Below are 11,359 nucleotides of genomic sequence, written 5' to 3' on the forward strand. Positions count from 1 at the left end.
CCCGGGTACTGGTCGACAAGGGGCTGGTGCACCTCGACCGCTTCTTCGACTACGCCGTGCCCGCCGCCATGGACGCCGAGGCGGCACCGGGCGTCCGGGTCCGGGTACGGTTCGGCGCGGGGGAGCGCGGCGGACGCCGCGAGGGCGGCGGCCTCATCAACGGGTTCATCGTGGAGCGGCGCGCCACCAGCGACTTCCCCGGCACGCTCGCCCCCATCGCCCAGGTCCTCTCCACCGAGCCGGTCCTCGGCCCCGCACTGCTGCGGTTGTGCCGGGCCGTCGCCGACCGGTACGCCGGGGCGCTCGCCGACGTCGTCCAGCTGGCGGTGCCGCCCCGCCGCGCCCGCCCCGAGAAGCAGCCCTCGCCCCCCGCCCCGCCCCCGCCCGCCGTGCCCGCGCCCGGCGGCTGGGAGCGCTATCCGCACGGTCCCGGCTTTCTGGCGGCGCTGGCCCGGGGCGAGGCACCGCGCGCGGTGTGGACGGCGCTGCCCGGGCCCGGCTGGCCCGACGAACTGGCGCGGGCCCTGGCCACCGCGCTCGCCGCCGGGCGCGGCGCGCTGGCGGTCCTGCCGGACGGCCGCGCGGCCGCCCGGGTGGACGCCGCCCTCGGCGCGCTGCTGGGCCCGGGCCACCATGTCCTGCTCACCGCCGACGCGGGCCCCGAGACGCGCTACCGCTCCTGGCTCGCGGTCAGCCGGGGCGCGGTACGCGGCGTGGTCGGCACCCGGGCCGCGATGTTCGCCCCGGTACGGGACCTGGGGCTGGCCGCGATCTGGGACGACGGCGACCAGGCGCACGCCGACGACCACGCGCCGCAGCCGCACGCCCGTGATGTGCTGCTGCTGCGGGCCGCCCACGAACGGGCCGGGCTGCTGCTGGGCGGCCACGCGCAGACGGTGGAGGCGGCCCAGCTGCTGGCGACCGGCTTCGCCGCCCCGCTGACCGCCGACCGGGAGACCGTACGGCTGACCGCGCCCCGGATCCGGACGGTCGGTGACACGGACGAGGCCAGGGACGCGGCGGCCCGTACCGCGCGGCTGCCGACCCTCGCCTGGCAGGCTCTGCGGGACGCCCTGGAGCGCGGCCCGGTCCTGATCCAGGTGCCGCGCCGCGGGTACGTCCCCCGGCTGGCCTGCGAACGGTGCCGCGAACCGGCCCGCTGCCGGCACTGCCACGGACCGCTGACCGTGCCGGACGGCGGCGCACTGCGCTGCGGCTGGTGCGGGCGCGAGGAGCCGTCCTGGCACTGCCCGGAGTGCGGGGGCCACCGGCTGCGGGCCGTCGTCATCGGGGCGCGGCGCACGGCCGAGGAACTGGGCCGGGCCTTCCCCGCGGTACCGGTCCGCACCTCGGGCCGCGACCACATCCTGGAGACGGTGCAGGACCGGCCCGCGCTGGTGGTCTGCACCCCCGGGGCCGAACCGCGCGCCGAGGGGCCCGGCTACGCCGCGGCGCTGCTGCTGGACGGCTGGGCGCTGCTCGGCCGGCCCGATCTGCGGGCGGGGGAGGAGGCGCTGCGCCGCTGGCTGGCGGCGGCGGCGCTGGTCAGGCCGCAGGAGGAGGGCGGCACGGTGGTGGTGCTGGCCGAGCCCACCCTGCGGCCGGTGCAGGCGCTGGTGCGGTGGGATCCGGCCGGGCACGCCGAGCGCGAACTGGCCGACCGGGCCGCGCTCGGGCAGCCGCCGGTCTCCCGGATGGCGGCGGTGAGCGGGCTGCCCGAGGCGGTGGAGGGGCTGCTGGAGACGGCCGTCCTGCCCCCGGACGCCGAGGTCCTGGGCCCGGTGCCGCTGCCCGTGACCGCACCCGGCCAGCCGCGCCGAACGGGTGACCCGCCGCCGGGCGAGGTGTGGGTGCGGGCGCTGGTGCGGGTGCCGCCGGGCAGCGGCGGAGCGCTGGCGGCGGCGCTGAAGACGGCGCAGGTCACCCGCGCCACCCACCGCGCCGGCCCGCCCGCCCGGGTCAGGATCGATCCGCCGGACATCGGCTGACGGCTCCGCGGGCCGCCCGCGGGGTCAGCCGTACCGTTCGAGGTACGCGTCCAGCGCCGCCGCGCCGCTGAGCAGGGCCCGGGCGCGGGCGCGCAGCCGGGCGTGCCAGTCCCGGAGCGCCGCCGCCAGCGGTTCCCGGCCGCCCGCCGAGCGCAATTGGTCGATCACCGGGGCGATGCCCTCCAGCGGGTAGCCGCCGCGCCGCAGTTGATGGGTGAGCCGGGCGTCGCGCACGGCGCTCTCGTCGTACACCCGGTACCCGGTCCGCGGGTCGCGGCGCGGGCGCAGCAGGCCGGCCCGCTCCCAGGCGCGCAGGGTGGCCGGCCGGACGCCGAGTTCGTCCGCCAGCGGGCCGATGAAGGTACCGGCGCGCCCCCGTGGGGCCGCGGGCGGCGCCGCCGGGTCCCGCTCCGGGGCCAGATCGCGCAGCGCGCTCTCCACCGACCGCAGGGTCCTGCGGTCGGTGAGCAGTTGGAGGTGGCTCTCGTCGATCAGGGCGAACGCCTCGTCGGGCGCCCCCCGGTGCACCGCTGCCAGGATCCCGGTGGCCGTCCGGTGACCGTGCCCGGGCAGGAGGGCCAGGAAGGTGGCGAGCGCGCGGGCGTGCCGCGGGGTGTAGCGGCGGTAGCCGTGCGCGGAGCGTTCGGCGGCCGGGAGGATGCCGGCCTCCTCGTAGTTTCTGATCGCCTGGGTGGAAAGACCGTGCGCCCGTGCCAGATCGACCGGGCGCAGCCGTTCCTCCCTTTGAAGCTTTTGCGGCATGAGCGGCAGGCTATCGCGGAAAAGTCTTCACCGGCAGTTCAGCGATACCGTTGAGGGTATGCCATTGGACCTCACGGATGTGATCCATCCGCTCCGGGCCGCCGCCGTGCTGCGGCTGTTCCCGGCCCGCCCGCACCTGCTCGCCCTCGGCGAGCCGACCCATGGCGAGGACATGCTGCTCGACCTGCGCAACCGGCTCTTCAGGGAACTCGTCGAGGAGGAGGGCTACCGGACGATCGCCCTGGAGAGCGACTGCCTGGCGGGCCTCCTCGTCGACGACTACGTGACCACCGGCACCGGCAGCCTGGACGCGGTCATGGAGCACGGCTTCAGCCACGGCTTCGGCGCCTCGGCCGCCAACCGCGACCTCGTGCGCTGGATGCGCGCCCACAACGAGGACCGGCCCGCCGCCGAACGGGTGCGCTTCGCCGGCTTCGACGGCCCCCTGGAGATCACCGGTGCCGCGAGCCCCCGGCCGGCCCTCACCGCCCTGCACACCTACCTCGCGGAGCGGGTGGACCCCGCGCTGCTGCCCTGCACGGCCGGCACCCTCGACCGCCTGCTCGGCGAGGACGCCGCGTGGAGCGCGCCCGCCGCGATGCGCGACGCGGCCCACTCGGTGGGCCGCACCCCGCGGGCCACCGAACTGCGGCTGCTCGCCGACGATCTGGTGGCCCTGCTCGACACCCGGACCCCTGACCTGATCGCGGCCACCTCCCGCGACGCCTGGGACCGGGCCCGGCTGTACGGGCGCACTGCCACCGGCCTGCTGCGCTACCACTACTGGATGGCCGACACCGGCCCCGCCCGCATGGCCCGTCTGGTCGCCCTCCGGGACCGGATGATGGCCGACAACCTGCTCGCCCTCGCCGAACGGGGCCCGGCCCTGGTGCACGCCCACAACGCCCACCTCCAGCGCGAACCCAGCAGCATGCGGATGGCCGGCGAACGGCTGCGCTGGTGGAGCGCGGGCGCCCTGCTGAACGCCCACATGGCGGAGCGGTACGCCTTCGTGACCACCGCCCTGGGCACCCTCAGGCACCGGGGCGTGGACACCCCGCCACCGGACACCGTCGAGGGACTGCTGTACACGCTCCCGCACGCCCACCACCTGGCCGACGCCGCCGGGCTCGCCGCCGCCTGCGGGGACACCCGCCCGGCGGCCCGGGTGTCCCCGTACATCGGCTACGCCCCCCTCGACCCGGCACATCTGGCCGCGCAGCAGGGGATTCTGTTCGTCAGGGACCTGCCGCCGGGCTAACCGGCCGGGTGCGGCAGCCGGCGGATCTTCAGGGTGTTGTCCAGGTGGTGCATCTCCCGGCCGTCGGGCAGCACCCGGACGCGCTCGTACTCCTCGTCGGTGCGCACCTCCCAGGCGCCCTCGGGCAGCTCCAGGGAGGCGAAGACCTCCGCCGGGGTGGGGAAGTGCACCTCCGGACGGTCCTCGTGGTCGTGCTCCACCCCCCGGGGCCAGCCCGCGTGCCCCACCACCAGCAGCGTCCCGCCGGGGGCCACCGCCGCCGCGGCCCGGCGCAGGATCCGCTCCCGGGGCAGTGCGACGGTGGAGTGCAGGAACAACGCGCAGACCAGGTCGTAGGTGCCTTCGGGGAAGGACACGGCCAGATCGTGCCGCTGCCACTCCACCCGCTCGCCCAGTCCGCGCTCCGCGGCGTGGGCCCGGGCCCGCTCCAGCGCGACGGCCGAGATGTCCACGGCGGTCACCCGCCAGCCGGTGAGGGCCAGCCACACCGCGTCCGCGCCCTCACCGCAGCCCAGCTCCAGCGCGCTGCCCGGTGTCAGCCCGTGCACCTCGCGGACCAGGGCCGCGCTGGGCATACCGCTCCACAACCGGCCGTTCTCCCGGTACCGGTCGTCCCAGTACTCCTGTGCCGGGCGTGTTTCCTCTGCCATGGGGATACCTCCGTCTCACCGGAGATGGTCCGCCCCCGACCGGCCCATGGCGAAGTCTGTTGCCGTTTCGGCAAGCTCAGCCGCTGCGCGGCCCCGGGAACGGCGCGGGCACCGGTTGCTGCGGCGACGGCGGGGCGGCGGCGGCGAGCGACTCGCGGACGGCGGTGGTCCGCTCCGTCGTCCTGCGGGTGCCGTACCGGCGGTGCACCGCCTGCTTGGTGACACCGAGCGCCGAACCCACCGCGTCCCAGGAGAAACCCAGCGACCGGTCGAAGTCGACGGCCGCGGTCACCAGGGTCTCCACGCTGTCGCGCAGTTCCTGGGCCAGCCGGACGGTCGGGGCCGGCGCGCGGCCGTACACGACGAATCCGGCAGCCGACCCGGTGCGCCGCGGTCGGTACACATTGCCGAGCTGTGCGGTGAGTGTGCGCAGCGCGTCCACCTGGCGGCGGACCCGCTCGATGTCCCGGACCAGCAGGTGCAGGCTGGCCCGTGCCTGGGCGTCAGGGGTGGCGTGGTCGGCCATGAAGACCCTCTCGAACCGGCGTCAGGGATAGTCGGAATGGTCAATCTGTCTTGACCAACGCCTCACCCGTGGCCCGGGTCACGCTGATGGAGCGCATCACCCCCGCCAAGGGGCGCGTTGCGCTCCGCACGCCCTGGGGGTTCACGCCGGGGCGGACCGTAGACTGACGCACCGTTTCCCCGGTTCCGCCCGCCCCGCGGGGCGGACCGTCCACACCATCCGAGAAGGTGACACCCGCACCATGAGGCTCGTCTTCGCCGGCACCCCCGAGGTGGCCGTCCCGGCCCTGGACGCCCTGATCGCATCGGACCGGCACGAGGTCGCCGCCGTCGTCACCCGGCCCGACGCGCCCGCCGGCCGCGGCCGGCGGCTGGTCGCCAGCCCCGTCGCCCAGCGGGCCGAGGAGGCCGGGATCGAGATCCTGCGCCCGCAGCGGCCGCGCGACCCGGACTTCCAGGACCGGCTGCGGGCCATCGCGCCCGACTGCGCCCCCGTGGTCGCCTACGGCGCCCTGCTGCCGGAGTCCGTGCTCACCATTCCCCGGCACGGCTGGGTCAATCTGCACTTCTCGCTGCTGCCCGCCTGGCGCGGCGCCGCCCCCGTCCAGCACGCGGTCATCGCCGGTGACGAGGTCACCGGGGCCAGCACCTTCCAGATCGAGAAGGGCCTGGACTCCGGCCCCGTCTTCGGCGTGCTCACCGAGGAGGTGCGCCCCGAGGACACCAGCGGCGATCTGCTCACCCGCCTCGCCTTCGCCGGCGCCGGCCTGCTGGTGGCCACCATGGACGGCATCGAGGACGGCAGCCTGCGCGCCGTCCCGCAGCCGGAGGAGGGCGTCACCCTCGCCCCCAAGCTCTCCGTGAACGACGCCCGTGTCGACTGGGACCACCCGGCGCTCGGCGTGCACCGCCTGGTCCGCGGCTGCACCCCCGCCCCCGGCGCCTGGACCGTCTTCCGCGGCGAACGCCTCAAGATCCGCCAGGTCGCCCTCGCCCCCGAGCGGCAGGAGCTGGCCCCCGGCGAACTCGGCATCGGCAAGCGCAGCGTCCACGTCGGCACCGGCTCGCACGCCGTCGAACTGATCTGGGTACAGCCCCAGGGCAAGAAGCCGATGGCCGCCGCCGACTGGGCCAGGGGCATGCGGGTGCGCCCGGGGGAGCGGCTGGGCTGAGCCACCGGCCCGCGACCGTAGGCTTGGAACCCCGCACCGCCCTCCCGCGCGTACCCGGTACGCGCGCCCAGCAGCACCCGGAGTCATCGTCCCCGTGAGCAATCGGCCGCCCCGTCGTCGTCCCGCCCGGCCCTACCGCCGTCCCCGCAAGGACCCGGTGCGCTTCCTCGCGTTCGAGGCGCTGCGCGCCGTCGACGAACGCGACGCCTACGCCAACCTCGTCCTGCCCCCGCTGCTGCGCAAGGCCCGGGCGGCCGGGGACTTCGACGACCGGGACGCCGCGCTCGCCACCGAGCTGGTGTACGGCACGCTGCGCCGCCAGGGCACCTACGACGCGGTGCTCGCCGCCTGCGTGGACCGGCCGCTGCGCGAGGTCGACCCGCCGGTGCTGGACGTTCTCTCGCTCGGCGCCCACCAGTTGCTGGGCACCCGCATCCCCACCCACGCCGCCGTCAGCGCCAGTGTGGAGCTGGCCCGGGTGGTGCTGGGCGACGGCCGGGCCAAGTTCGTCAACGCCGTCCTGCGCAAGGTCGCCGCCCACGACCTGCCCGGCTGGCTGGAGCGGGTGGCACCGCCCTACGACGAGGACCCCGAGGAACACCTGGCCGTCGTGCACGCGCATCCGCGCTGGGTGGTCTCCGCGCTGTGGGACGCGCTCGGCGGCGACCGCGGCGAGATCGAGGCGCTGCTGGCCGCCGACAACGAACGCCCCCGGGTCACCCTGGCCGCCCGGCCGGGCCGCATCACCCCCGCCGACCTGCTGGAGCGGGCCGGCGCCGGCCGGGCCACCGCGGGCGACTGGTCCCCGTACGCCGTCCGGCTGGCCGAGGGCGGCGAGCCCGGCGCCATCGACGCCGTCGCCGACGGCAGCGCCGGGGTGCAGGACGAGGGCAGCCAGCTGGTCGCCGTGGCCCTGGCGAACGCCCCGCTGGCCGGCGACGGCGGCGACCTGCGCTGGCTGGACGCGTGCGCCGGCCCCGGCGGCAAGGCCGCCCTGCTGGCCGCGCTCGCCGCCGGACGCGGCGCCGCGCTGGTGGCGGCCGAGAAGCAGCCGCACCGGGCCGCCCTGGTGGCCCGCGCGCTGGCCGGCAACCCCGGCCCGTACCAGGTGGTGGTCGCCGACGGCACCCGCCCGGCCTGGCCGGCCGGCTCCTTCGACCGGGTGCTGGTCGATGTGCCCTGCACCGGCCTCGGCGCCCTGCGCCGCCGCCCCGAGGCTCGCTGGCGCCGCGCGCCGCAGGACGTTGAGGGCTTCGCCCCGCTCCAGCGCGGCCTGCTGCGCGAGGCGCTGCGGGCGGTGCGGCCCGGCGGCGTGGTCGGGTACGCCACCTGCTCGCCCCATCTGGCCGAAACCCGGGCCGTCGTCCACGACGTGCTGAAGAACCCGGGCGCCCCGGACGCCGAATGGCTGGACGCCCGCCCGCTGCTGCCGGGGGTGCCCGGCCTGGGCGAGGGCCCCGACATCCAGCTGTGGCCGCACCGGCACGGCACCGACGCGATGTACCTGGCGCTGTTGCGCCGCACCGCGTGACCGGCGTCACCCGTCCCCCGGAGCATGCTGAATACTGAGGACATGGCACAGATCAACCCCAGCATCCTGTCCGCCGACTTCGCACGCCTCGCCGAGGAGGCCCAGGCCGTGGCGGGGGCCGACTGGCTGCACATCGACGTCATGGACAACCACTTCGTGCCGAACCTGACGCTGGGTCTCCCGGTGGTGGAGTCGCTGCGCAAGGCCACCGACACGCCCCTGGACTGCCATCTGATGATCGAGGACCCGGACCGCTGGGCCCCGGCCTACGCGGAGGCCGGCGCCGGTTCCGTCACCTTCCACGCCGAGGCGGCGACCGCGCCGATACGGCTGGCCCGGGAGATCAGGGCGCAGGGGGCGCGCGCCTCGATGGCGCTGCGCCCGGCCACCCCGATCGAGCCGTTCGAGGATCTGCTGCCGGAACTGGACATGATCCTGGTGATGACGGTGGAGCCGGGCTTCGGCGGGCAGGCGTTCCTGGACGTCACGCTGCCCAAGATCCGCCGCACCCGGGAGCTGATCGACCGGCACGGGCTGCCGCTGTGGCTCCAGGTGGACGGCGGTGTCTCGGCGGCGACCATCGAACGCTGCGCGGAGGCGGGCGCGGATGTGTTCGTGGCGGGGTCGGCCGTCTACGGGGCCGAGGATCCGCAGGCAGCGGTGCGCGGGCTGCGCGAGCAGGCGGAGCGCGCCGCCGCGGCGGCCCGGGGCGGCAGCGCCGCCGGGTGAGGGGACACGGCGTCCGGGCCGGTGCGGCCGGGGCGCGACAGACATCGAGGACCTTACCGCTCGGCGAGGCCGAGCACGCGGCTCGTGAGCGGGTAGGGCGGAGGACGGAGAGGTGAGTGGCGTGTCGACCGGGAGGTCAGCCGCACGGATGGGACCCGCTGAACTGATGCAGGCGGCGGCGATGGCCCGCCGCTTCTATCTGGAGGGCAAGTCCAAGATCCAGATCGCGGACGAGTTCGGGGTGAGCCGGTTCAAGGTCGCCCGGGTGCTGGAGTCCGCGGTGGAGCACGATCTGGTGCGCATCGAGATCCGGGTGCCGGCGGAGCTGGACGCGGACCGGTCGGACGCCCTGCGGGCCCGGTACGGGCTGCGGCACGTGGTGGTCGCGGAGTCCCCCTCGGAGGCCGCGGACGACACCCCGGACCCGGAGCACCTGGGGGAGGTGGCCGCCGAACTGCTGGGCGAGCTGGTCACCGAGGGCGATGTCCTGGGCCTGGCCTGGGGGCGGTCCACGATCCACATGGCGGCGGCCCTGCGGGAGCTGCCGCCGTGCACCGTGGTGCAGCTGACCGGGGTGTACGACGCGGGCACGGCCGAACGCGGTTCGGTGGAGGCGGTACGGCGGGCCGCCGCCGTCTCCGGCGGGGACGCGCACCCGATCTACGCGCCGATGCTGCTGCCGGACTCGGCGACGGCGGACGCGCTGCGGGCCCAGCGGGGGATCGCGGCGGCGTTCGAGTTCTTCGACAAGGTGACGATCGCGGCGGTGTCCATCGGCTCCTGGGAGCCGGGCATCTCCACGGTGCACGACATGCTGAACAAGGACGAGCGCGAGCACTACGCATCCCTCGGGGTGGCCGCCGAGATGTCCGCGCACCTCTTCGACGCCGAGGGGCGCCGGGTGGGGCGCGACCTGGGGGAGCGGTGCATCACGGTGGAGGCCGAGCGGCTGCGCCGGATCCCCGAGGTGGTGGCGATCGCGGGCGGCCGCCGCAAGGCGGAGGCGATCGGCGCGGTGCTGCGGTCGGGCCTGGTGACGAGCCTGGTCACCGACACGACGGCCGCCGACCACCTGCTGGAACAGCCGCCCGGGGCGCGCCCGGCGCTGGAGCGGGCCGACCCGGACAGCGTGCCCCGGTGACGGGTACGGGCCGGGGCGGGGTGCCGGGTCGGCGCTCCGTCGGCCATCTGTTCGCCCGTTCCGGGGCGGATCGGGGATAATGCCGTAGGAGCCGGCTGCCGACGCTCCGCTCCCACCCTCCCCCCGACCCCCGGGCCGGGAGGTGCCCGCAGGGCAATGCGAGAACGCAGGTGAGAGCAGGCATGAAGTTCCTCAATGACTCCCGGCCGTCCTACGACCTGACCTATGACGACGTGTTCATGGTCCCGGGCCGCTCGGCGGTGGGCTCGCGGCAGGACGTCGACCTCTCGACCCCGGACGGCAGCGGCACCACCCTGCCGCTGGTGGTGGCCAATATGACGGCCGTCGCGGGGCGGCGGATGGCCGAGACGGTGGCCCGCAGGGGCGGTCTCGCGGTCATCCCGCAGGACATCCCGCTGGATGTGGTGACCGAGGTCACCGGCTGGGTCAAGCAGCGCCATCTGGTGCTGGACACCCCGATCACCCTGGCGCCGTCCCAGACGGTGGCCGACGCCCTGGCGCTGCTGCCCAAGCGGGCGCACAACGCCGGCGTGGTGGTGGCCGAGGGGCGCCCGGTGGGCATCGTCACCGAGGCCGACCTGGCCGGCGTGGACCGCTTCACCCAGCTGAGCGAGGTCATGTCGAAGGACCTGCTGGTGCTGGACGCGGACATCGACCCGAGGGAGGCGTTCGCCACCCTGGACAGCGCGCACCGCAAGATCGCCCCGGCCGTCGACGCGCGGGGCCGGCTGGCGGGCATCCTCAGCCGCAAGGGCGCGCTGCGCGCCACCCTGTACCGGCCCGCCACCGACGCGGCCGGCCGGCTGCGGGTGGCGGCGGCGATCGGCATCAACGGCGGCAGCGTGGCCCGGGCCGAGGGGCTGCTGGCGGCCGGGGTGGACACCCTGGTGGTGGACACCGCGCACGGACACCAGGAATCGATGCTGGCCACCTTGCGCGCGGTGCGGGCGCTGGACCCGCGGGTGCCGGTGGTGGCGGGCAACGTGGTCTCGGCCGCCGGGGTGCGGGACCTGATCGAGGCGGGCGCGGACATCGTCAAGGTCGGGGTGGGCCCCGGCGCGATGTGCACCACCCGGATGATGACCGGCGTCGGGCGGCCGCAGTTCTCCGCCGTGCTGGAATGCGCGGCCGAGGCGCGGAAGTTCGGCAAGTACGTCTGGGCGGACGGCGGGGTGCGGCACCCGCGGGATGTGGCGATGGCGCTGGCCGCCGGGGCGTCCAATGTGATGATCGGTTCGTGGTTCGCCGGGACGCATGAGTCGCCCGGTGATCTCCAGCAGAGCGCCGACGGCCGCCCGTACAAGGAGAGCTTCGGCATGGCCTCGGCGCGCGCGGTGCGCAACCGCACCAGCGAGGAGTCGGCGTACGACCGGGCCCGCAAGGGGCTGTTCGAGGAGGGGATCTCCACCTCGCGGATGTACATCGACCCGGCGCGGCCCGGGGTGGAGGACCTGATCGACTCCATCGTGGCGGGCGTGCGCTCGGCCTGCACCTACGCCGGGGCCCGCACCCTGGAGGAGTTCGCGGACAAGGCGGTGGTCGGCATCCAGAGCGCGGCCGGCTACGCGGAGGGCAAGCC

At 75.8% G+C, this 11,359-nt stretch carries 10 protein-coding genes; 7 read left to right on the forward strand and 3 right to left on the reverse strand.

What is annotated here, in order from left to right; genetic code table 11:
* The coding region (locus tag ACFV5N_RS17465) for a primosomal protein N' (protein ID WP_385600245.1) at positions 1-1,988 on the forward strand (1,988 nt) is incomplete at its 5' end.
* A 24-nt stretch (positions 1,989-2,012) separates the two neighbouring features.
* Here ACFV5N_RS17465 and ACFV5N_RS17470 read toward each other — a convergent pair.
* On the reverse strand, positions 2,013-2,750 hold the full coding sequence (locus ACFV5N_RS17470) for a MerR family transcriptional regulator (RefSeq protein ID WP_385600248.1): 738 nt from the start codon (positions 2,748-2,750) through the stop codon (positions 2,013-2,015).
* Between the two features lie 58 nt (positions 2,751-2,808).
* Here ACFV5N_RS17470 and ACFV5N_RS17475 point away from each other — a divergent pair, with 58 nt between their 5' ends.
* Positions 2,809-4,011, forward strand: coding sequence for an erythromycin esterase family protein (locus ACFV5N_RS17475; protein ID WP_385600250.1), 1,203 nt, complete (start codon positions 2,809-2,811; stop codon positions 4,009-4,011).
* On the opposite strand, the gene ACFV5N_RS17480 is transcribed toward ACFV5N_RS17475, so the two are convergent.
* Both ACFV5N_RS17480 and ACFV5N_RS17485 read right to left on the reverse strand, forming a co-directional pair.
* Complete coding sequence (locus ACFV5N_RS17480; protein ID WP_385600253.1) at positions 4,008-4,661, reverse strand: class I SAM-dependent methyltransferase; 654 nt, start codon at positions 4,659-4,661, stop codon at positions 4,008-4,010. The genes ACFV5N_RS17475 and ACFV5N_RS17480 overlap by 4 nt on opposite strands.
* A 76-nt stretch (positions 4,662-4,737) precedes the next feature.
* The gene (locus ACFV5N_RS17485; RefSeq protein ID WP_385600256.1) at positions 4,738-5,187 is read right to left on the reverse strand and encodes a hypothetical protein; all 450 of its coding nucleotides are present in this window, start codon (positions 5,185-5,187) and stop codon (positions 4,738-4,740) included.
* A 241-nt stretch (positions 5,188-5,428) separates the two neighbouring features.
* Between ACFV5N_RS17485 and fmt the strand changes: the two genes are divergently transcribed.
* From fmt to ACFV5N_RS17510, 5 genes are all read left to right on the forward strand, one after another.
* Positions 5,429-6,358 (forward strand): methionyl-tRNA formyltransferase, encoded by a 930-nt coding sequence (gene fmt / locus ACFV5N_RS17490; protein ID WP_385600259.1) that lies wholly within the window; start codon positions 5,429-5,431, stop codon positions 6,356-6,358.
* A gap of 94 nt (positions 6,359-6,452) precedes the next feature.
* Complete coding sequence (locus ACFV5N_RS17495) at positions 6,453-7,889, forward strand: RsmB/NOP family class I SAM-dependent RNA methyltransferase (protein WP_385600262.1); 1,437 nt, start codon at positions 6,453-6,455, stop codon at positions 7,887-7,889.
* A gap of 42 nt (positions 7,890-7,931) precedes the next feature.
* The gene (gene rpe, locus ACFV5N_RS17500) at positions 7,932-8,618 is read left to right on the forward strand and encodes a ribulose-phosphate 3-epimerase (RefSeq protein WP_385600264.1); all 687 of its coding nucleotides are present in this window, start codon (positions 7,932-7,934) and stop codon (positions 8,616-8,618) included.
* Between the two features lie 148 nt (positions 8,619-8,766).
* Positions 8,767-9,759, forward strand: coding sequence for a sugar-binding transcriptional regulator (locus ACFV5N_RS17505; protein ID WP_385600267.1), 993 nt, complete (start codon positions 8,767-8,769; stop codon positions 9,757-9,759).
* 182 nt (positions 9,760-9,941) lie between these two features.
* Positions 9,942-11,359 (forward strand): GuaB1 family IMP dehydrogenase-related protein (locus ACFV5N_RS17510; protein ID WP_385600270.1); only part of this gene is annotated, 1,418 nt, incomplete at its 3' end.

It is taken from the genome of Streptomyces sp. NPDC059853 (assembly GCF_042731495.1).
GTDB lineage: Bacteria > Actinomycetota > Actinomycetes > Streptomycetales > Streptomycetaceae > Streptomyces.

Bases quoted from the DNA above. Each gene is read 5' to 3' on its own strand.
- ACFV5N_RS17470 (WP_385600248.1), bottom strand. From the start codon at position 2,750: ATGCCGCAAAAGCTTCAAAGGGAGGAACGGCTGCGCCCGGTCGATCTG.
- ACFV5N_RS17475 (WP_385600250.1), top strand. From the start codon at position 2,809: ATGCCATTGGACCTCACGGATGTGATCCATCCGCTCCGGGCCGCCGCC.
- ACFV5N_RS17480 (WP_385600253.1), bottom strand. From the start codon at position 4,661: ATGGCAGAGGAAACACGCCCGGCACAGGAGTACTGGGACGACCGGTAC.
- ACFV5N_RS17485 (WP_385600256.1), bottom strand. From the start codon at position 5,187: ATGGCCGACCACGCCACCCCTGACGCCCAGGCACGGGCCAGCCTGCAC.
- fmt (WP_385600259.1), top strand. From the start codon at position 5,429: ATGAGGCTCGTCTTCGCCGGCACCCCCGAGGTGGCCGTCCCGGCCCTG.
- rpe (WP_385600264.1), top strand. From the start codon at position 7,932: ATGGCACAGATCAACCCCAGCATCCTGTCCGCCGACTTCGCACGCCTC.
- ACFV5N_RS17505 (WP_385600267.1), top strand. From the start codon at position 8,767: ATGGGACCCGCTGAACTGATGCAGGCGGCGGCGATGGCCCGCCGCTTC.